Origin of the sequence: Paraburkholderia sp. GAS32, assembly GCF_050434225.1 — a bacterium.
GTDB classification, from domain to species: Bacteria; Pseudomonadota; Gammaproteobacteria; order Burkholderiales; family Burkholderiaceae; genus Paraburkholderia; species Paraburkholderia madseniana.
On sequence record NZ_JBNPVS010000051.1, the window covers coordinates 38,553 to 58,884 of the forward strand.

Annotated in this window: 18 protein-coding genes; 16 read left to right on the top strand and 2 right to left on the bottom strand. The window is 62.9% G+C overall.

Annotation, left to right across the window (positions count from 1 at the left end; all coding sequences use genetic code 11):
• The first annotated feature begins 7 nt into the window (after nt 1-7).
• Together P3T25_RS39620 and P3T25_RS39625 are read left to right on the top strand one after the other, a co-directional pair.
• Nucleotides 8-616, top strand: a complete 609-nt coding sequence (locus tag P3T25_RS39620) for a cysteine dioxygenase (protein WP_429362635.1) — start codon at nt 8-10, stop codon at nt 614-616.
• On the top strand, nt 613-2,214 hold the full coding sequence (locus P3T25_RS39625; protein WP_429362637.1) for a rhodanese-related sulfurtransferase: 1,602 nt from the start codon (nt 613-615) through the stop codon (nt 2,212-2,214). The genes P3T25_RS39620 and P3T25_RS39625 overlap by 4 nt, the downstream gene beginning before the upstream one ends.
• 19 nt (nt 2,215-2,233) lie before the next feature.
• Here the strand turns inward: P3T25_RS39625 and P3T25_RS39630 are convergent, their stop codons facing one another.
• A complete protein-coding gene (locus P3T25_RS39630) occupies nt 2,234-3,145 on the bottom strand; it encodes a LysR family transcriptional regulator (RefSeq protein WP_154565698.1) in 912 nt (303 codons plus the stop codon).
• A gap of 197 nt (nt 3,146-3,342) precedes the next feature.
• Here P3T25_RS39630 and P3T25_RS39635 point away from each other — a divergent pair, with 197 nt between their 5' ends.
• The 14 genes from P3T25_RS39635 to astE all read left to right on the top strand — a co-directional run bounded on the left by P3T25_RS39635 (nt 3,343) and on the right by astE (nt 19,593).
• Nucleotides 3,343-4,329: an ABC transporter substrate-binding protein gene (locus tag P3T25_RS39635; RefSeq protein WP_154565692.1), complete on the top strand. Its 987-nt coding sequence runs from the start codon at nt 3,343-3,345 to the stop codon at nt 4,327-4,329.
• 22 nt (nt 4,330-4,351) lie between these two features.
• Nucleotides 4,352-5,542: an acyl-CoA dehydrogenase family protein gene (locus tag P3T25_RS39640; protein ID WP_154565693.1), complete on the top strand. Its 1,191-nt coding sequence runs from the start codon at nt 4,352-4,354 to the stop codon at nt 5,540-5,542.
• A gap of 641 nt (nt 5,543-6,183) precedes the next feature.
• A complete protein-coding gene (gene bamE / locus P3T25_RS39645; RefSeq protein WP_266261861.1) occupies nt 6,184-6,735 on the top strand; it encodes an outer membrane protein assembly factor BamE domain-containing protein in 552 nt (183 codons plus the stop codon).
• Between the two features lie 21 nt (nt 6,736-6,756).
• Nucleotides 6,757-7,710, top strand: a complete 954-nt coding sequence (locus P3T25_RS39650) for a patatin-like phospholipase family protein (protein ID WP_171929487.1) — start codon at nt 6,757-6,759, stop codon at nt 7,708-7,710.
• A 1,126-nt stretch (nt 7,711-8,836) separates the two neighbouring features.
• On the top strand, nt 8,837-9,526 hold the full coding sequence (locus P3T25_RS39655; RefSeq protein ID WP_168435988.1) for an ABC transporter permease: 690 nt from the start codon (nt 8,837-8,839) through the stop codon (nt 9,524-9,526).
• 4 nt (nt 9,527-9,530) lie between these two features.
• Nucleotides 9,531-10,244: an ABC transporter permease gene (locus P3T25_RS39660; RefSeq protein WP_054043065.1), complete on the top strand. Its 714-nt coding sequence runs from the start codon at nt 9,531-9,533 to the stop codon at nt 10,242-10,244.
• Between the two features lie 79 nt (nt 10,245-10,323).
• Nucleotides 10,324-11,115, top strand: a complete 792-nt coding sequence (locus tag P3T25_RS39665; protein WP_054043063.1) for an ABC transporter ATP-binding protein — start codon at nt 10,324-10,326, stop codon at nt 11,113-11,115.
• 37 nt (nt 11,116-11,152) lie between these two features.
• A complete protein-coding gene (locus P3T25_RS39670) occupies nt 11,153-12,202 on the top strand; it encodes a GlxA family transcriptional regulator (RefSeq protein ID WP_093632258.1) in 1,050 nt (349 codons plus the stop codon).
• A 143-nt stretch (nt 12,203-12,345) separates the two neighbouring features.
• A complete protein-coding gene (locus P3T25_RS39675; RefSeq protein WP_154566829.1) occupies nt 12,346-13,581 on the top strand; it encodes an aspartate aminotransferase family protein in 1,236 nt (411 codons plus the stop codon).
• Nucleotides 13,582-13,636: 55 nt separating this feature from the next.
• Nucleotides 13,637-14,695, top strand: a complete 1,059-nt coding sequence (gene aruF, locus P3T25_RS39680; protein WP_429362662.1) for an arginine/ornithine succinyltransferase subunit alpha — start codon at nt 13,637-13,639, stop codon at nt 14,693-14,695.
• Nucleotides 14,692-15,729 (top strand): arginine N-succinyltransferase, encoded by a 1,038-nt coding sequence (gene astA / locus P3T25_RS39685; protein WP_429362643.1) that lies wholly within the window; start codon nt 14,692-14,694, stop codon nt 15,727-15,729. The genes aruF and astA overlap by 4 nt, the downstream gene beginning before the upstream one ends.
• A gap of 2 nt (nt 15,730-15,731) precedes the next feature.
• A complete protein-coding gene (gene astD, locus P3T25_RS39690) occupies nt 15,732-17,195 on the top strand; it encodes a succinylglutamate-semialdehyde dehydrogenase (RefSeq protein ID WP_429362645.1) in 1,464 nt (487 codons plus the stop codon).
• 9 nt (nt 17,196-17,204) lie between these two features.
• Entirely contained in the window at nt 17,205-18,545 is a 1,341-nt protein-coding gene (astB, locus tag P3T25_RS39695) for an N-succinylarginine dihydrolase (RefSeq protein ID WP_429362647.1), read from the top strand.
• Nucleotides 18,529-19,593, top strand: coding sequence for a succinylglutamate desuccinylase (astE, locus tag P3T25_RS39700; protein WP_429362649.1), 1,065 nt, complete (start codon nt 18,529-18,531; stop codon nt 19,591-19,593). The genes astB and astE overlap by 17 nt, the downstream gene beginning before the upstream one ends.
• 61 nt (nt 19,594-19,654) lie before the next feature.
• On the opposite strand, the gene gstA is transcribed toward astE, so the two are convergent.
• The gene (gstA, locus tag P3T25_RS39705; RefSeq protein WP_429362651.1) at nt 19,655-20,284 is read right to left on the bottom strand and encodes a glutathione transferase GstA; all 630 of its coding nucleotides are present in this window, start codon (nt 20,282-20,284) and stop codon (nt 19,655-19,657) included.
• Between the last annotated feature and the right edge of the window lie 48 nt (nt 20,285-20,332).

Sequence of the window (20,332 nt, forward strand, 5' to 3'; positions counted from 1 at the left end):
ACATTCGATGACTCAAGCTTTGAGACCGGACCGGCTGCGCGCGTTCGTCGGCCGGATTGCGTCACTCGTCGACGAGCGCGCGCCCGAAGCGCATCTGCTCGAAGCCGGCGGCGCCGCGCTGCACGAGCTGATCGCCCACGACGACTGGTTGCCCGACGCCTTCGCGCAGCCCGATCCCGAGCGTTATCAACAATTCCTGTTGCACGCGGATTCGCAGCAGCGTTTTTCAATCGTAAGTTTTGTATGGGGGCCGGGCCAGTCGACGCCGGTTCATGACCACACCGTATGGGGTTTGATCGGTGTGTTGCGTGGTGCGGAAATTGCTCAGGGATATCGCATCACGCCAGACGGCGCGCTGGAAGAAGAGGGGGCGGCAAAGCGCCTCGATGCCGGCGCGGTGGATGCTGTCTCGCCGCGCATCGGCGATATCCATCGTGTGAGTAATGCTTTTCACGATCGTACGTCGATCAGCATTCACGTGTACGGTGGAAATATTGGCGCGGTGACGCGTTCCGTCTATCCGGCCGGCGGAGGCCGAAAAACCTTTATCTCCGGCTACTCGAACGATGTGTTGCCGAATATCTGGAATGTTTCGAAGGAGTCCCTGATCTCATGAGTTTCGCTACAGAATTCCGTACCCGATCATTCAAAGACGTGCGCCGCGCACTGCTCGAGCGCGAGGAAATCGCGCTCGTCGACGTGCGTGAGGAGGATCCGCACGCGCGCAGTCATCCGCTGTTCGCTGCCAATCTGCCGCTCTCGCGGCTCGAACTGGAAGCGCCGGTGCGCTTGCCGCGCCGCGACGTGCCGGTCGTCCTGTTCGACGACGGCGAAGGGCTTGCCGAACGCGCCGCACGCCGGTTGAGCGAGCTGGGCTATACCAATGTCGCGCTGCTCGATGGCGGTTTGCAAGGCTGGCGCGAGGCGGGCGGTGAGCTATTCCAGGACGTCAACGTGCCGAGCAAGGCATTCGGCGAACTGGTCGAAAGCGAGCGCCATACGCCGTCCCTCGGCGCGCCGCAGGTGCTGGCGCTGCTCGATCATGAAGCCGATGTGGTGGTGCTCGACGCACGCCGCTTCGACGAATACCAGACCATGAATATTCCAGGCAGCATCAGCGTGCCAGGCGCGGAACTGGTGTTGCGCGCTCGGCAGCTCGCGCCGAATCCCGCCACGCGGATCATCGTCAATTGCGCGGGACGCACGCGCAGCATCATCGGCGCGCAGTCGCTGATCAATGCGGGCGTGCCGAATCCGGTCGCGGCGCTCCGCAATGGCACCATCGGCTGGACGCTTGCGGGTCAGGCGCTCGCGCACGGCAGCTCACGCCGCTTCGAGCCGATTGCCGACGACACACTTCGCCTCGCCGCCGCCGATTCCGCGCGCGGGGTGGCGGATCGCGCCAGGGTGGGCCGCACGTCGCGCGACGAAGCGCGTCGCTGGGCCGATGAAGCGGTACGGACCGTCTATCGTTTCGACGTGCGTACGCCGGAAGAATACGAAGCGGGCCACGTACCCGGTTTTCGCAATGCGCCGGGTGGTCAACTCGTGCAGGAGACCGACATGTTTGCGCCGGTGCGCGGCGCGCGCGTGATCCTCGCCGATAACGACGGCGTGCGCGCGAACATGAGCGCGTCGTGGCTCGCGCAGATGAACGTCGAGGTGTATGTGGTGGACGGCCTGGGCAACGCGGACTTCAGCGAAAAGGGCGCCGCGCCCGCCGCGCGCTTTGCGCCCACGCCGCCTGCTGCCGATGAGATCACACCGGCCGGACTGGTGACGCTGCTGCAATCACCGGGCACCGTCGTGCTGGATTTCACGACCAGCGCGAATTATGTGAAGCGCCATATTCCGGGCGCATGGTTCGCGATTCGTGGGCAACTCAACGAAGCGTTGCGCAAGCTGCCGGATGCGCAGCGTTATGTGGTGACCTGCGGCAGCAGTCTGCTTGCGCGCTTTGCCGCGCCTGAGTTGGCGGCACTGACGGGCAAGCCGGTGCAGGTGCTGGCCGGCGGCACGAACGCGTGGATCGAAGCGGGCTTTGCCGTGGAGAGCGGTGAGACGCGGCTGGCGTCTCCGCGCATCGATCGGTATCGTCGTCCGTATGAGGGAACCGACAACGCGCGCGAAGCGATGAACGCCTATCTGGAGTGGGAGTACGGCCTCGTTGCTCAGCTTGGGCGCGATGGTACACACGGTTTTCGCGTGATCTGATGGGCAAGCGGCGCGTGGCTCAAGCCGCGCGCTGCGCTCGCGCTTCCTTGAATTGCCGCTCGATCGCCGCGCCGAAGCGCTCGACCGGCTGTTGCAATTTACCCAGCACGCGCGGATGCACGAGCCAGATGTCGATGAGTGGCTTGAAGTCGCTGATCGACACGATATCGAGTGCGTCCGCGTGAGCGCTGGCGTGCAGCAGCGGTAAGGGCACGAGGCCGAGACCGTTGCCGTCGGCGACCAGTTGCAATTGCAGTTCGGTGCCGAGCGTTTCCAGATTGAGCTTGAGCGCGAGTCCGAGACCTGTCAGCGTGCGTTGCAGGCCATCGCGAAAGCCGCATCCATCCGGATTCAACACCCACCCGATCGACTGGCATTCCGCCAGCGCGTGCGTGCGTTTTTTCAACATGCCTTTCTGCGCGACCACGGCCAGTTTGATGCGGCCAAGCGAGCGCGCCAACAAGATCTCGTCGAAGGTCTTGTTGCTCGGCAGCAGGATTGCGGCGGCGTCGAGTTCGCCCTGTTCGACGCGTTGCAGAAGCTGGCTGCCCCAACCGGTCGACGCACGCGCCTGCAGATCCGGATAAGCCGACTTGAGGCCGCGCATCGCATCGGTCAGCGCGATATCGGCAATTGTCTGAGCGACGCCGAGGCGCAGCGTGCCCACGGGCGGCGTGTCGGTGGCGACGATCTCGCGCAGCACGTCGAGTTCACGCTGGATCACGCGGCATTGTTCGTAGACGATGCGGCCCGTTGCCGTCGCCTTGAGCGGACGTGTATTGCGGTCGAGCAATTCGACGCCGAGCGCCTCTTCGAAATTCTGCAGACGGCGCGTGATCGCCGGCTGCGTGAGGCCGAGTGAGAGCGCCGCCTGTTGCAATGACTGACAGCGAATGACGGTGACGTAGGCGTCGATTTCGTCGATCTTCATGATGAGCGGTGACTTGATGAGTGCGCAGCGAGGCGCAAGATTCGTGCGTTCGATGATACCCGTATCGATGTGCGCGCACGCCTCACCGGGCAAGAAAATTCGCATATTTGCTTAGCAGAATAATGCGTTTGTCTTATACAGATGCGTGCCTTATCGTCGATAGCACATTATCTGAATGCCTCGACGTAATCGCCGCCATGACGACTTCTAGTTCTTCGTTCTCCGCTTCATCCGTCTTGCAACGCGCGTTGCTCAAACCACTCGGCGCGGCGGTGCTCGCACTGTGCGCGACGCTTTGCGCAACGCAGTCTTATGCAGCGGATCTACCCGTGCTCAAAGTCGGCGACCAGTCCTTGCAAACACGCGGCATTCTCGAAGCATCCGGACAACTCAAAGACCTGCCGTACAAGATCGAGTGGTTCAACTTTCCTGCCGCGCAACCGCTTGGCGAAGCGCTGAACGCCGGCGCGGTGGATGTCGGCGGACTGGGCGATGCGCCGCTCGTGTTCGCGCTCGCAGCCGGCGCGCGGGTACGTGCGGTCGCAGCGACTCGGTCGAATCCGCTGGATCTGGCGATCGTCGTCGGCGCGCAATCGCCGTTGAACGATGCAGCGAGCCTGAAGGGTAAACGTATCGCCACGACGCGTGGCTCGATCGGCCACTATCTCGCACTCGCCGCATTGAAGAAGGCCAATGTGCCGGTCAGCGACGTCACGTTCGTGTTCCTCGCACCCGCCGATGCGAAGGCGGCGCTGGCGTCGGGCAGTGTCGACGCATGGTCGGTGTGGGACCCGTACACGGCACTCGGCGAAGCGCGCGATCACGATCGCATCATCGCCAACGGCGTGGGCCTGTCCGAAGGGCTCAGCTATCAGGTTGCGACCGAACGTGCGATCGCGGACAAGCGCGCGCAACTCGCCGACTTCCTGCGACGCGTGGCGATCGGCCAGCGTTGGGCGCTTTCGCATCCCGATGAAGTGGCGGCGATGCAATCAAAAGTCACCGGTCTGCCGACCGATGTGCTGAAAACCGTCTATCAGCGCGGCCAGGTGCATCCGGTTGCGATCGACGACAGCGTCGTCAGCGCGCAGCAGCGCACTGCCGATACCTACGAAGCCGCCAACGTGATCCGTGCGCATCTCGACGTGCGGACGAGCTTCGATCGCAGCTTCCCGCTGCCTTGATGCGGCCTGCCGGAGTCCTCGCATGAATGCCCCGATTGCCGATAGCGCGGTGACACGCCGTCATCCACCGCTCGATAGCGCTGCGTTCGACGCACTGCTCGGGCGGCTCACGAGCGAGTTCGCTGCCGGTGCGGCTCACTACGACCGCACGGCCGAATTTCCTCACGCCAACCTGGCGCGCCTGCACGAATTCGATCTGCTCTCGCTGACGGTGCCCGCATTGCTTGGCGGCGCGGGTGCGAGCTTGCCGCAGGCCTTGAAGGTGGTGCGCGCAGTGGCGCGCGGCGAGCCGTCCACGGCACTGGTGCTGGTGATGCAATACCTGTTTCATCATCGCTTGCAGGGCAACCCGCATTGGCCTGTCGAACTGCGTGAACGTGTGGCGCGTGAAGCGGTACGCGATGGCGCATTGATCAACTCGCTGCGCGTCGAACCCGAGCTGGGCACGCCGGCACGCGGCGGCTTGCCGTCGACGCTTGCGAGGCGCAGTGCCGATGGCTGGATCATCGACGGCAGCAAGCTGTACTCGACCGGCAGCCCCGGCCTCACCTGGCTTGCGGTATGGGCGCGCAGCGACGAGACGCCGCCGCGCGTCGGCGTGTGGCTGGTACATCGGGACACCCCGGGCGTGCGAGTCGGCAGCGAGTGGAATCATCTTGGCATGCGCGCCACGGGCAGTCACGAGCTCGTGTTCGACAACGTGTTCGTACCGGCCGCTCATGCGGTTGACGTCCATCCGCCCGGCGAGCCGGGTGCGGGACTCGATGCACTCGGCTTCGCCTGGATGAGCGTGCTGTTGTCGGCGGTGTACGACGGCGTCGCACGGGCGGCGCGCGACTGGTTCGCGCAATGGGCCGCTGAACGCACACCTGGCAATCTCGGCGCGCCGCTCGCGAGCCTGCCCGCGTTTCAGCAGACGCTCGGCCGCATCGACGCGCTGCTGTTCAGCAATCGCGTGCTGCTCGACGCAAGCGTGCATGCTGAACGCGTGACACTCAACGAAGCGCCGCTCGTCAAATACATGGTGGCGAATCAGGCCATCGAGGCGGTGCAACTGGCCGTCGAGGCGAGCGGCAATCCCGGTCTGAGTCGTGACAATGCGCTCGAGCGCCACTATCGCGATGTGCTGTGCGCGCGGATTCATACGCCGCAGAACGACTCGGTGCTGCAGGGGGCAGGGCGTGCGGGTTTTGCCGCGTTTGTCCGCGCGTAGGGAGAACTGCGCGACCGCCACGCAAACCGGGTGCAGCGCCTGCGCAGCACACTGCAAATCCTCTGCCGATTCGGTGTAAACGCGCTCTCGTTTAAATCGGCCAATCCGTTTAGATTAGCTGCACTTGGAAGGCTTATCGAGGGACCAGGGCGGCCAAACAAGCAGCGGTCCGCCATTCCGGCGACGGCGCAAGGTCAGAGGCCAAGGTCTCTCACCGCTTCGCCCGGGTCCGGACCGCTGCGCGTCGTCCGTGATGCTGCGTTTCAAGCGGCTGTTCAGCCGCTGTCTGTTTTCCGGTTTGACCGTATCGACCGACTTGGCGACGCTTTGCACAGCGTCGCCTTTTTGCTTGTGGCGACGGCTTTCTCGGGTTCACTGCGGATTTTCCGCCCTCTAGCCGTGCCTGTTGCGGCGCGGTTTGCGACGCCTTCGCTGGTGGTTTTTCCTGTGGCCTTCCCCGGTTTTTTTCGCAGCCTCGTCGCACAATCGCATTCGACCGCAAACCACGCTGCATGGCGGCGGCCCACAGCCGCCTTGTTGCCTTCGCTCGCGGTTTTTTCCGCACGCGGTTATCCTGTAGTACGCCCTACACAAAAGGATGCGGGCGAATTGCCGCTTCGTGTCCGTACAGGAAACTCGCTGTGAGCCTCAAACTGCTTACTGTCGCCATGCTGGCCGCGTGCGTTGCACTGACCGGTTGCGACGACCAACAGAGCGACCGCGCCGTGCAAAAACTCAAGGAATTCTTCAACGCCGTCAAGCCGGACGCGTTGCTACTCAAGAATATGACGCCGGGCATTACCACCGAAGCGCAGATCCGCGATCAGATGGGCAAGCCGGAAACCGAGCGCACGTTTACCGACGGATCCAAGCGTTTCGAATATCCGCGTGGCCCGCAGGGGCTCAACACGTACATGGTCGACATCGACCGTGACGGCAAATTGCAATCCATCACGCAGGTGCTGACCGCCGACAACTTCGGGAAGGTTCGCATCGGCATGACTGAAGACGAAGTGCGCCGCCTGCTCGGCAAGCCAGGCCAGACCGCCGTGTTTCCGCTCAAACCGGAAACCGTGTGGAGCTGGAAGTGGCGCGAGGGCGGCGTGACCGAAGAAGGCATTTTCAACGTGCACTTCGACCAATATCAGAAGGTGTACACGACATCGCGCTCGGACGTGATACGCGGGCGCTAGCCGATAAAAGGCGGGGAACACATGATAAATCGACGTCGATACAGCCGGATCGGGCTGGTGTTGGGGGGCGGTGCAGCACGTGGCTGGGCGCATATCGGTGCGATCCGCGCGTTGCACGACGCTGGCATCAAGCCGGATGTGGTGTGCGGCACGTCGATCGGTGCGCTGGTGGGTGCCGTGTATGCCAACGGCGATCTCGACTGGCTCGAAGAATGGGTTTCGAAGCTCACCTGGCAAACCGTGGTGAGGCTGCTTGATCTGCGTTTTTCGGGCGGCCTGCTGGGCGGGCGCAAGGTGATCCAGATATTCGCGGACAAATTCGCCGGCCGCTCGATCGCGCAATTGAACATGCCGTTCGCGGCGGTGGCCACCGAACTCGATTCGGGCCGCGAGAGCTGGTTGCAGGACGGCAGCGTGGTGGACGCGGTGCGCGCCTCGATAGCGATTCCGGGGATTTTCACGCCGGTGTTTCACAACGGCGTGTGGCTGGTGGACGGCGGTTTGAGCAACCCGGTGCCGGTCTCGGTGGCGCGCGGCATGCGGGCGGACTGCGTGATTGCGGTCGATCTGAACAACGATATTCTGAATGGCCGCGATTTCGGTGGTGCGGCGGTCGACACGCCGGCGCTCGATCCGGATGCGCCGCCGCCGGTCGCGCTGCGGCGTAATGGGAAGCCCTGGCCACGCTGGCTGGCACCCGCCGAAGGGCGCGCTTCCGATGACGTGCGCGTGGCGCCGGCGCCGAGTGCGCGCGTGCCGTCGATGCTGAGTTCGATCGCGCAGAGCATCGACATCATGCAGGTGCGGATTTCGCGGAGCCGGCTGGCGGGTGAGCCAGCGGATATTCTGATTCAGCCGCGGCTGGGCGGGATGGGGATTTTTGATTTTCACCGGGCGGGGCCGGCTATAGAAGAGGGGCGCGCGGCGGTTGAGTATATGTTGCCGGCGATTCGGGCTCGGCTGGGGATTGAATAATGGGTTTTTGCCTGCGTGGCGCTTTTTGTCAGTGTTCTTAGGGTATTGGCCTTTCCTTGTTTTGTTAGTGGTCTATTAGTGTTGCCCCTGTGCGGGGCGGCACCTACTTCTCTTTGCCGGCTGCAAAGAGAAGTAGGCAAGAGAAAGCAGCTTAAACCGCTAATGCTAAGTGGGCACCGTAGCCTGCAACGGGTAGTGGTGCATCTGGAATCTGTGTTCGTGCCCCTGCATAGGCTAGTGACAAGGGCGTCATACTTCCGGCGGCGCTGCGCGCGCCGAAGAGTACTTCATAAAACCACCCGCTACGTTTTGGCGCTCGCGTCTCACCATCAGATCGTGGCTCGTCCTTGCACCGCCGCCGCAGCAGCAGCCGTGACCGTGATTGCGGGGCACCCACAAATCATTTGAAGTGGGGGGTCCCAGGTGAGGGCAGAGCGCATCGCCGAGGCGAAGTCCACGGCTCCCACGGACCTCAACCGAAGCCGGTGGTTTCCCATGCAGACCCGTCCGCGACGCACGTAGTGCGGAGTGGGAGCTGATGAGTCCTTTGTCACTAACGCGGAATGTGAGAGAACACGGATTCCAGATGCACCACTACCCGTAGCAGACCACGGAGCCCACTTAGCATTAGCGGTTTAAGCTGCTTTCTCTTGCCTACTTCTCTTTGCAGCAAAGAGAAGTAGGTGCCGCCCCGCACAGGGGCAACACTAATAGACCACTAACAATGCAAGGAAAGGCACCAAAGCCAGAACAAGGAAAGGCACCAAAGCCAGAACAAGGAAAGGCACCAAAGCCAGAACAAGGAAAGGCCAAAGCGCTAAGAACACAGACAAACAAGACGCGCCGCAGGCCCCAATCTATATCGAAAAAGCGACCCAAAACTTGCTAAATCGCGGCAGCGCTCACCGCGTGTCACGCACCTTACAAACCCATATCCCCCGCAAAACCAAGCCCTGCCAGCACCAAGCCGTGGCAAACGGCCGATTGCTGCACCGCAGCACCCCCTCCGTCTCCCTTTGAGAAATTAATTTCCGCTTGCGAGACTCCGCGTCATGCCGGATGAGTCGGGCAGGCATGACCCGCCCCCATCCATGACATCCTCAATAAAACCTGGATGGAGACACGCGTGTTCCTTTACGGCTTTGGTCCGGTGTTGCTGGCCGGCACGATCCAGACGATCGAGCTGTCCGTCCTGTCGCTGGCAGCCTCCGTGCTGCTCGGCCTCGCGGGCGCGGCGGCGAAACTCTCCTTCAACCGCCCGCTCAGGGCGATCGCAACCGGCTATACGACGCTGATCCGCTCGGTGCCCGACCTCGTGCTGATGCTGCTGCTGTTCTACAGCATCCAGATCGCGGTCAACAATCTCACCGATGCGCTCAATCTGCCGCAGTTCGATATCGATCCGTTCGTGGCCGGCGTGCTGACGCTCGGCTTCATCTACGGCGCGTACTTCACCGAAACCTTCCGCGGCGCGTTTCTCGCCGTGCCGCGCGGCCAGCTCGAAGCGGGCAGTGCGTACGGCATGAGCGGCGCGCGGGTGTTCAGGCGCATCCTGTTTCCGCAGATGATGCGTTTCGCGCTGCCAGGCATCGGCAATAACTGGCAAGTGCTGGTCAAGGCCACGGCGCTGGTGTCGATCATCGGTCTCGCCGATGTCGTCAAAGCCGCCCAGGACGCCGGCAAGAGCACCTTCAACATGTTTTTCTTCATTCTGGTCGCCGCGCTGATCTATCTGGCGATCACCACCGCGTCGAATCTCGTGCTGATCTGGCTGGAAAAGCGCTATTCCATCGGCGTGCGCCACGCGGAGCTCTAAGACCATGATCGACATTCTCAATCAATTCTGGCGCGCGTTCCTGTACTGGGACGGTCAACGTATGTCCGGTCTGGCGGTCACGCTGTGGCTGCTGGTGGCGTCGATCGGGATCGGCTTTTTCATGGCGATTCCGCTCGCGGTGGCGCGCGTATCGAAGAAGCGCTGGTTGTCGACGCCGGTGCGTCTCTACACTTACGTGTTTCGCGGCACGCCGTTGTACGTGCAACTGCTGCTGATCTACACTGGCATGTACAGCCTTGAATTCGTGCGCTCGCATCAACTGCTCGACGCGTTTTTCCGCAGCGGCTTTCACTGCGCGATTCTCGCTTTTGCCCTGAACACCTGCGCGTACACCACCGAGATTTTCGCCGGCGCGATCCGTTCGACTTCGCACGGCGAAGTGGAAGCGGCCCGTGCTTACGGGATGAGCTGGTTCACGATGTACCGCCGCATTGTGATACCGTCCGCGCTGCGCCGGGCGCTGCCGTTGTACAGTAACGAAGTGATCCTGATGCTGCACGCCACCACGGTCGCGTTTACGGCCACGGTGCCGGACATCCTGAAGGTGGCGCGTGATGCGAATTCCGCCACGTATCAGTCGTTCGATGCGTTCGGCCTCGCGGCGCTGATTTACCTGGTGGTGTCGTTTGGGCTGGTGGCCTTGTTCCGCCGCGCGGAGCGTCATTGGCTGGGTTACCTGGCGGTGCGCACGCACTGAGTAGGCATGTTTCGATTGAGCGGCGCGGCGGGTTCGCGCCGTCACGTAGATTGATCCGTATTTTCAAAGGGAGAGCATCTTGCTCCACACGACTCAAACCGAAGCTTGCAAGCTCGCCGTCCAGGACATCCACAAGCGCTACGGCGACAATGAAGTGCTCAAAGGCGTGTCGCTGAACGCCAACAAGGGTGACGTGATCAGCATCATCGGTGCGAGCGGATCGGGCAAGAGCACCTTCCTGCGCTGCATCAATTTTCTCGAGCGGCCGAACGCGGGGCAGATCGTCGTCGACGGCGAAATGGTCAAGACCAAAGCCGACCGCGCCGGCAATCTGGAAGTGGCCGATCACAAGCAGCTGCAACGCATCCGCACGAAACTGGCGATGGTGTTCCAGCACTTCAACTTGTGGGCGCACATGAACGTGATCGAGAACATCGTCGAAGCACCGATTCATGTGCTTGGCATGTCGCGTCGCGAAGCCGAAGAACGGGCGCGCGAATATCTCGAGAAGGTGGGTCTCGCGCCGCGTCTGGAAAAGCAGTATCCGTCGCATCTGTCGGGTGGTCAGCAGCAACGGGTCGCCATTGCGCGTGCACTGGCGATGAACCCCGACGTCATGCTGTTCGACGAACCCACTTCCGCGCTCGATCCCGAACTGGTCGGCGAAGTGCTGAAGGTGATGCAGAAGCTCGCCGAAGAAGGCCGCACGATGATCGTCGTGACGCACGAAATGGGTTTCGCGCGCAACGTGTCGAACCATGTGATGTTCCTGCACCAGGGCCGCACCGAAGAAGAGGGCTTGCCCGCTGAAGTGCTGACCACGCCGCGCAGCGAACGGCTCAAGCAGTTCCTCTCCGGCAGCCTGAAGTAACGCGCGGCTCGCGCATTCCGCGTTTTACTGACAAGTGATGGCTCGCACGTCCAACCCGGCTCGCACCACGCAGGTCGCCATCGTCGCCTTGCCGCCGGTGTCGATGTCGGGCGTCGGGCCGATCGTCGACGCGCTCAATCTCGCCAACGAAATCGACGGCCGGGCGCTGTACCGCGTGCAGGTGTGTTCGTGGGACGGCCGCGCGGTGCCCTTGTCGGGCGGCGCGCAATGGCCGGCCGATGCCGCCTTCGGCGATGCGATTTCGTGCGACTGGCTGATCATCGTCAGCGAACGGTTCCAGCAATTCGCCGATTACCGGCTGTTTTTGGCAAGTTTGTCGCGCGTTGGGCAGCGCACGCCGCTCGTCACCGGTATTCATCACGGCGTCTGGTGGCTGGCGATGGCGGGGCAGTTGTCCGGCTATCGCGTGAGCGTCAACTGGGAAACCTATCAGCAGTTCTCCGAGCAGTTCGAGCGCTCGATCGTCACCCAACAGATTTTCGAAATCGACCGTGATCGCGCAACGTGCGCGGGCGGTCAAGCGACCGTCGACTTCATGCTGGCGATGATCGGCCGCGATCACGGACCCGAATTGGCGGACCGGATTGCCGATACGCTCGGCGTCGGCGTGTTGCGCGCGGGCGAAGAGCGTCAGCGCATTCCGTTCGTGACCGCACCGGGCGAGCGTCATCCGCGTCTGAACGATGCGCTCATGCTGATGGAAGCGAATATCGAAGATCCGCTGACCACCGATGAAATCGCCGGTCTCGTCGGTGTCTCGCGGCGGCAGTTGGAGCGCCTGTTTCGTCAGTACCTCGGCTCGATGCCGTCCAAATACTATCTGGGGCTGCGGCTTTCGAAAGCGCGCACGCAATTGCAGCGCACCAGCAAATCGGTGGTGCAGATCAGCCTTGCTTGCGGATTTTCGTCGGCGGCGCACTTTTCGAATGCTTATCGCGAACGCTTTGGTGTCACACCACGCGAGGATCGTCGTAACTGGATCGACAAGCAGACCGGTGCGACCGGCGCCGCGGCCAGTGAGCCGCGACCGGCCGCGTTGATCGAACGGCCCGACCAGGCGGAATAAGCGGCCGGAAAGCGCGCAGTCTGCAAGCTGCACGCGACATATCCGCCCGGAAGCTCATAGAAAGCGTCGCGTATGCGCAAGACGTATCGCGTGCGGTTTCCTACACTACGTGTATTACCTCTCACCTGTAACGAGGATTCGCCATGAACGACCTGACTGTGACACGCCAGACCTTCGACGAAGTGATGGTGCCGGTGTTTTCGCCCGCCGCCTTCGTGCCGGATCGCGGTCTCGGCTCACGCGTCTGGGATACGCAAGGCCGCGACTATATCGACTTCGCCGGCGGTATTGCCGTCACCGCGCTCGGTCATGCGCATCCTGAACTGCTGAAAGTCCTGCACGAGCAGGGCAGCAAGCTGTGGCACATCGGTAACGGCTACACCAACGAGCCGGTACTGCGTCTTGCCAAACGTCTCGAAGACCTGACTTTCGCCGACCGCGCATTCTTCGCCAACTCGGGCGCGGAAGCGAACGAAGCGGCATTGAAGCTGGCGCGCCGCGTCGCGTTCGAGCGTCATGGCGCCGATAAGGTCGAAATCATCTCGTTCACGCAGTCGTTCCATGGCCGTACGTTCTTCACGGTGAGCGTCGGTGGCCAGCCGAAGTATTCGGAAGGCTTCGGCCCGGTGCCGGCCGGCATCATCCATCTGCCTTACAACGATATCGAAGCGGCGAAGAAAGCAATCGGCGCGAAGACTTGCGCGGTGATCGTCGAGCCGATCCAGGGCGAGGGCGGTGTGATCCCGGCCGATCCGGCATTCCTGAAGGCGCTGCGCGAAGCCTGCGATGAGCACGGCGCACTGCTGATTTTTGACGAGGTACAAACGGGTGTGGGCCGCAGCGGCCATTTCTACGCCTATCAGGACACTGGCGTGACGCCGGACATCCTGACCACCGCGAAGGCGCTCGGCAACGGTTTCCCGATCGGCGCGATGCTGACCACCACCGAACTGGCCGCGCACTTCAAGGTCGGCGTGCATGGCACGACCTACGGCGGCAATCCGCTGGGCGCGGCGATCGCGGAGAAGGTGGTCGAACTGATCAGCGATCCGAAGGTGCTCGAAGGCGTGCGTACCCGCAGCGAAGCATTGAAGGGCCAACTCGCGAAGCTCAACGAACGCTTCGGTTTGTTCAAGGAAGTGCGTGGCAAGGGTCTGTTGATCGGTGCTGAATTGACCGATGCGTTCAAGGGCCGCGCAAAAGATTTCGTCACGGCTGCGGGTGAGCACGGCGTGATCATGCTGATGGCGGGTCCGGACGTGCTGCGTTTCGTGCCGTCGCTGATCATGCCGCTCGACGATATGTACGAAGGCTTCGCGCGTCTGGCGAAGGCGATCGAAGAGATCGTCGGCGCAAAGACTGAAGCCGCGTCGAAGTGAACCACGGCACCGCGCTAAAGCACTGAATCATGCGTCACATTCAACAGGAACGATGATGCTCTTCGTACGCCCCGGCCGCCTCGCCGATCTCGATGCGCTCGAACATATGGCGCGCACCGCGCAACCGGTGCTGCATTCGCTGCCGCACGACCGGAGCGCGCTCGAAGCGCGCGTCGCGTTGTCGGAAGACTCGTTTCGCGCGGATGTGGATTTTCCGGGCGAGGAGTTCTATCTGTTCGTGCTCGAGGATGCGGAAAGCGGCAAGCTGATGGGCACGGCGAGCATCGTCGCCGCAGCCGGTTACTCGGACCCGTTTTACGCGTTTCGCAATGACGCGCTGATTCATGCGTCGCGTGAATTGCACGTGAATCGCAAGATTCACGCGTTGACCATGTCGCATGAATTGACGGGCAAGAGCCGGCTGGCGGGCTTCTACATCGACCCGTCGCTGCGTGGCGATGCGGCCGCGCATCTGATGTCGCGGGCGCGGATGATGTATATCGCCGCCAATCGCAAGCGCTTCACGCCTGAAGTGTTCTCGCTGCTGCTCGGCGTGACCGACGACTCAGGCGTATCGCCGTTCTGGGAAGCGGTGGGACGCAAGTTCTTCGGCCGCAATTTCGCCGACATCGAAATCGAATCGGGCGGCCGCAGCCGCACCTTTATCGCCGAAGTGATGCCGACCTATCCGATCTATGTGCCCTTGCTGCCGGAAGCCGCGCAGCGCGTGCTCGGCGAGCCGGATTCGAAGGCGCTGCTCGCGTATGACATTCACCTCGAAGAAGGCTTCGAGACGGACCGCTTTATCGACATTTTCGACGCGGGCCCGGTGTTGACCGCGCAGGTGGATCGCAGCGCCTGCGTGACGCGTAATGAAACACGTGTGGTGCGCGAAGCCGGCGCGGCTGCCGAAGGTTCGACGTATCTGATCGCGCATAACGGGGCGGACGGTGAGTTCCGCTGTGTGCTCGATACATTGCCCGGCGATAAGACGACCGGCGCATCGTTGTCGCATGCGGCGCGCGCCGCACTCGGCGTGCAGGAGGGCGACGCGGTACGCTGCGTGCCGCTGCATCAGCCGCATCAGGAAGAATTGACGGGAGACGCACGATGATCGTCGTTCGTGTTGTGCAACGAGGCGATGTGGACGCGCTCATGCGGCTCGCGCAGGAGACCGGTCCCGGTCTCACCACCTTCAAGCCGGATCGCGATGCATTGGCGGCGCGCGTTGAGCGTGCCCGCCGCACGATGGAAGACAAGGCCGAGCCGCACGAAGCCGGTTACTTCTTCGTGATGGAAGACACCGACACCGGCGACGTGGCCGGCGTCTGCGGCATCGAAACGTCGGTCGGTCTGCAGCAACCGTTCTACAACTATCGCGTGAGCACGGTCGTGCACGCGAGCCAGGACCTCGGCATCTGGACGCGCATGCGCGCGCTGAACATTTCGCATGACCTGACGGGTTACGCCGAAGTGTGCTCGCTGTTCCTGAGCCCGCGTTACCGCACGAGCGGCGTCGGCGGTTTGCTGTCGCGTTCGCGCTTCATGTTTCTCGCGCAGTTTCGCGAGCGCTTTCCGCAGCGTTTGTGCGCGGAATTGCGCGGCCATTTCGATGCGGAAGGCACTTCGCCATTCTGGCGTGCGGTCGGCTCGCATTTCTACCAGATCGATTTCAATGCGGCGGACTATCTGAGCTCGCACGGCCGCAAGGCGTTTCTCGCCGAGCTGATGCCGCGTTATCCGGTGTATGTCGAACTGCTGCCGGAAGAAGCGCAGGAATGCGTCGGCCTCACGCACAACGACACGATTCCGGCGCGCCGCATGCTCGAATCGGAAGGGCTGCGCTACGAGAATCACGTCGATATCTTCGATGCGGGCCCAGTGCTCGAATGCCATATCGCCGACTTGCGCACGGTGCGCGAAAGCGTGGTGGTGCAGGTCGAGATCGCCGACGTGCCGGCGGGCGCGCCGCAGGATGCACCGCGTTCGATGGTATCGAATACGTCGCTGGGCGATTTTCGCGTGGGCGTGGCTGCCGGCGTGCCGCAAGAGGGCGTGTTCCGCATGAGCGCCGCCGAGGCGGCCGCACTCGACGTCAAGGCAGGCGACCCAGTTCGGGTACTGCCGCTGAAACACAAACAAGGATGATCATGAGCGAGCTTTTCATCGACGGCGAATGGGCCGCCGGCACAGGACCCGCATTCGCGTCGCGCAACCCGGGTACGGGCGCGACGGTGTGGGAAGGCAACAGCGCATCGGCGGACGACGTCGATCGTGCAGTGCGCGGCGCGCGCCGTGCGTTCGCGATCTGGTCGGCCTTGAGCCTCGACGAACGTTGCGGCGTGGTGCGCCGCTTCGCCGCGCTCGTGACCGAACGCAAGGAAGCGCTTGCCGAAGCGATCGGCCGCGAGACCGGCAAGCCGCTGTGGGAAGCCCGCACTGAAGCCGCTTCGATGGCGGCGAAGGTCGAGATTTCGATTCAGTCGTACAACGAGCGCACCGGCGAAAAGCGTTCGCCGATGGCCGATGGCACGGCTGTCTTGCGGCATCGTCCGCATGGTGTGGTTGCGGTGTTCGGGCCGTATAACTTTCCTGGCCACTTGCCGAACGGGCATATCGTGCCGGCGCTGATTGCGGGTAACGCAGTGGTGTTCAAGCCGTCGGAACTCGCGCCGGGCGTGGCGGCGCTCACGGTGCAGATCTGGCGCGATGCGGGCTTGCCCGCCGGCGTGCTGAACCTTGTGCAAGGCGAGAAAGAGACGGGCATCGCACTTGCCAATCATCGACAGATCGATGGCTTGTTCTTCACGGGTAGTTCGGATACCGGAACATTGCTGCACAAGCAATTCGGCGGCCGTCCGGAGATCGTCCTCGCACTGGAGATGGGCGGCAACAATCCGCTCGTGATCGGACCGGTGGCGGATGTCGACGCGGCCGTGCATCACACGATTCAATCGGCGTTTCTGTCGGCGGGGCAGCGTTGCACGTGCGCGCGCCGCATTTTCGTACCGAACGATGCGTTCGGTGACCGCTTTGTAGAACGCCTGACCGAAGTGACTTCGCGCATTAGCGTCGGCGAATACAACGCCGATCCGCAGCCGTTCATGGGCGCGGTGATTTCCGCGCGTGCAGCTTCGCGTCTGGTCGCTGCGCAAGAGCGTCTCCTGGCCGACGGCGCGAAAGCACTGCTGAAGATGGAGCAGCGCGATCCGAAACTCGGCTTCGTCACGCCCGCGATTCTCGACGTGACCGCCGTGAAGGACCTGCCGGACGAAGAGCATTTCGGACCGCTGGCGCAGATCATCCGCTACGGCACGTTCGACGAAGCGCTCGACAAAGCCAACGATACCGAGTTCGGCCTCTCCGCCGGTCTGCTCGCCGACGACGAAGCCCTGTGGACGCATTTCCAGCGCACCATTCGCGCGGGCATCGTCAACTGGAACCGGCCGACTAACGGTGCATCGTCGGGCGCGCCGTTCGGTGGTCCGGGGCGTTCGGGCAATCACCGGCCGAGCGCGTTCTATGCTGCCGACTACTGCGCGTATCCGATGGCGTCTGTCGAAAGCGCGCAACTGCAAATGCCCGCGAGCGTTTCGCCGGGCCTTCAATTCTAAGGATCGACGATGCAAGCCACTGAAGCCAATTTCGACGGTCTCGTCGGCCCGACCCACAATTACGCCGGGCTCTCGTTCGGCAACGTTGCGTCGCAGAACAACGAGAAGTCGGTCGCAAATCCGAAGGCCGCTGCCAAGCAAGGCCTGCGCAAGATGAAGCAGTTGGCCGATCTCGGCTTTCATCAGGGCGTGTTGCCGCCGCAGGAGCGTCCGTCGATGCGCCTGTTGCGCGAACTCGGCTTTTCGGGCGATGACGCGACGGTGATCGCACGCGTCGCCAAAGACGCCCCCGAGTTGCTGGCGGCGGCGAGTTCGGCTTCGGCGATGTGGACCGCGAATGCGGCGACGGTGAGTCCGTCGGCCGACACGCACGACGGTCGCGTGCACTTCACGCCGGCCAATCTGTGCAGCAAGCTGCATCGTGCGATCGAGCACGAATCGACGCGCCGCACCTTGCGCGCGATTTTCAGCGACGCGGATCGTTTCGCGGTGCATGAAGCGCTGCCCGGCACGCCGGCACTCGGCGACGAAGGCGCGGCGAATCACACGCGTTTTTGCTCGGAATACGGCACACGTGGCGTCGAATTCTTCGTGTACGGACGCAGCGAATATCGCCGCGGACCGGAGCCGAAGCGTTTTCCCGCACGTCAGACCTTCGAGGCGAGCCGCGCGGTCGCGCATCGTCACGGTCTGGCAGAAGCGGCCACGGTGTACGCACAGCAGAACCCCGACGTGATCGATGCGGGTGTGTTCCATAACGACGTGATCGCTGTCGGCAACCGTAATACGCTGTTCTGCCATCAACTCGCGTTCGTCGAACAGAACGCGGTGTACGACGAACTGCGCACGAAGCTCACTGGGCTGAAGGCCGAGTTCAACGTGATCGAAGTGCCCGATGCGCAAGTGAGCGTGTCCGACGCGGTCACGTCGTACCTGTTCAACAGCCAGTTGCTGACGCGCCCGGACGGCAAGCAGGTGCTGGTGGTGCCGCAGGAATGCCGCGAAAACGCGCGCGTGGGTGCATACCTTGACGAATTGACCTCGCACACCGGTCCGATCGACGACGTGCTCGTGTTCGATCTGCGCGAAAGCATGAAGAACGGTGGCGGCCCGGCATGTTTGCGTCTGCGCGTGGTGCTGAACGATGCGGAGCGCGCGGCGGTGACGCCGGGCGTGTGGATCAACGACAAGCTGTTCGGCCGCCTCGATACGTGGATCGAAAAGCACTATCGCGATCGTCTCGCACCGTCCGATCTGACCGATCCGCAATTGCTCGCCGAGTCGCGCACCGCGCTCGATGAGCTGACTCAGATTCTCGGCCTGGGTTCGCTGTATGACTTCCAGCGCTGAGCACAGCATGCCGGCTTCGATGCTCGACGATTTCCTTGCCTACACGTTGGCCGGGACGCGGCCTGGCGCGCAGGAAGCGCAGGGTGTGTGCGCCAACAACGACAACGCCGTGCGCTGGTCGTGGCTTGACGACGGCGTGTTGCTCATGGAGCCCGCAGTGCGGGATGACGGTACCCGCAGCGTGCTCGTTTCTGCAGGCGTGCATGGCGATGAAACCGCGCCAATTGAACTGCTGTCGTATCTCGTGCGCGATATCGCGCAGGGCGATGCCGCGCTGACGTGCCGCCTGCTGGTGATTCTCGGCAACGTCGACGCCATGCGCGACGCGTCCCGGTATCGCGATGACGATCTGAATCGCCTCTTCAGCGGACGTCACGAGCAGGTGCCGCACAGCCACGAAGCGCCGCGCGCGGCGGCGTTGGAGCGTGCGGCAACGCAGTTCTTTGCCGCCGCGTCGCAGGAGCCGGGCGCCCGTTGGCACGTCGACATGCATACGGCGATCCGCCCCTCGGCTTTCGAGCAATTCGCCTTGTTGCCGCACACCGGCAAGCCGTTTTCGCGCGCGATGTTCGAGTGGCTCGGCGAAGCGCGCATCAGCGCCGTCCTGCTGCACACCACCAAGGGCAACACGTACTCGCATTTCACCGCACACGCATGTGGCGCCGAGGCGTGTACGCTCGAACTCGGCAAGGTGCGCCCGTTCGGGCAGAACGATCTGACGCGTTTCGCCGGGGCGGACGAAGCGCTGCGTCTTCTGCTGGCCGGTACCAGGAACGGCAACGTGCCCGCGGCAATGCCGCGCGTGTTCACCGTGATCGACCAGCTCACCAAGCAGAGCGACGCATTCGAATTGCTGGTGGCCACGGATGTGCCGAATTTCACGCCCTTCGTGAAAGACACCGTGCTCGCACGCGATGGCGATTATCGCTACACCGTGCGTCACGATGAGGAACGCCTTGTGTTTCCGAACGCAACAGTCAAGCCTGGCTTGCGCGCGGGTTTGCTGGTGGTCGAGACGACGCAGGACACGCTGTCCAGTCTCGTTTAGACGCGTCATTGCAGAGCAGAACGTTGCGCGCCTTCGCGCGCAACGTCTCATACCAAACCGCTTACGCGGCTTGCGTCGCGGTCTCGCTGACCAGTCCTTCCGCCACCATCGCCTCACGTACCTTCGGCCGCGCGGCCATGCGGGCCAGATACGCGCTGAGGTGCGGATACGGGCCTAGATCCACCGACAGCATCCGCGCCCAGCTCAACACCGTGAATGCGTACGCATCGGCGACCGAGTACTGTCCAGTGAGATAGTCGCGCGACGTCAGTACACCCTCGAGTTCGCTGAAGCGTGTAGCGAGTTTCGTGCGGCATTCGAGTTTCGTCGATTCGGCTGTCTCCTGATGCCAGAGCCACGGGCTGAAGGTCTTGTGCAATTCCGTGCTGATATAGGTGAGCCATGTCACCGCTTCGAGCCGTTGCGGCGTTCCGGCGGCCGGTAACAGGGCGCGCGCCGGCGCAAGATCGGCGATGTATTGCAACAGCGCGGCGCCCTCGGTATGGCGCGAGCCGTCGTCGAATTCGACGAGTGGCACGTAACCGCGCGGCGAGATCGCGTAGTAGTCGTCGCCGTTAGCGAGTTTGTGCGTTTGCAGATTGACCTTGACGGTGTCGAAGTCGAGCCCGGCTTCGCGCAGGGCAATGTGAACGGCCAGCGAGCAGGCGCCCGGTGAGTAATAGAGTTTCATGGTGTCACCGCTATAAACGAGAGTGAAGTCCCGGCAGGTGCCGGTGGC

What these genes read in the sequence shown, in the direction of transcription:
- P3T25_RS39660 (WP_054043065.1), top strand. Translation starts at nt 9,531, where the DNA reads ATGATCGACATTCTCAATCAATTCTGGCGCGCGTTCCTGTACTGGGAC.
- aruF (WP_429362662.1), top strand. Translation starts at nt 13,637, where the DNA reads ATGCTCTTCGTACGCCCCGGCCGCCTCGCCGATCTCGATGCGCTCGAA.
- P3T25_RS39670 (WP_093632258.1), top strand. Translation starts at nt 11,153, where the DNA reads ATGGCTCGCACGTCCAACCCGGCTCGCACCACGCAGGTCGCCATCGTC.
- P3T25_RS39620 (WP_429362635.1), top strand. Translation starts at nt 8, where the DNA reads ATGACTCAAGCTTTGAGACCGGACCGGCTGCGCGCGTTCGTCGGCCGG.
- gstA (WP_429362651.1), bottom strand. Translation starts at nt 20,284, where the DNA reads ATGAAACTCTATTACTCACCGGGCGCCTGCTCGCTGGCCGTTCACATT.
- astA (WP_429362643.1), top strand. Translation starts at nt 14,692, where the DNA reads ATGATCGTCGTTCGTGTTGTGCAACGAGGCGATGTGGACGCGCTCATG.
- astB (WP_429362647.1), top strand. Translation starts at nt 17,205, where the DNA reads ATGCAAGCCACTGAAGCCAATTTCGACGGTCTCGTCGGCCCGACCCAC.
- astD (WP_429362645.1), top strand. Translation starts at nt 15,732, where the DNA reads ATGAGCGAGCTTTTCATCGACGGCGAATGGGCCGCCGGCACAGGACCC.
- astE (WP_429362649.1), top strand. Translation starts at nt 18,529, where the DNA reads ATGACTTCCAGCGCTGAGCACAGCATGCCGGCTTCGATGCTCGACGAT.
- P3T25_RS39650 (WP_171929487.1), top strand. Translation starts at nt 6,757, where the DNA reads ATGATAAATCGACGTCGATACAGCCGGATCGGGCTGGTGTTGGGGGGC.
- P3T25_RS39625 (WP_429362637.1), top strand. Translation starts at nt 613, where the DNA reads ATGAGTTTCGCTACAGAATTCCGTACCCGATCATTCAAAGACGTGCGC.
- P3T25_RS39630 (WP_154565698.1), bottom strand. Translation starts at nt 3,145, where the DNA reads ATGAAGATCGACGAAATCGACGCCTACGTCACCGTCATTCGCTGTCAG.
- P3T25_RS39675 (WP_154566829.1), top strand. Translation starts at nt 12,346, where the DNA reads ATGAACGACCTGACTGTGACACGCCAGACCTTCGACGAAGTGATGGTG.
- P3T25_RS39635 (WP_154565692.1), top strand. Translation starts at nt 3,343, where the DNA reads ATGACGACTTCTAGTTCTTCGTTCTCCGCTTCATCCGTCTTGCAACGC.
- P3T25_RS39640 (WP_154565693.1), top strand. Translation starts at nt 4,352, where the DNA reads ATGAATGCCCCGATTGCCGATAGCGCGGTGACACGCCGTCATCCACCG.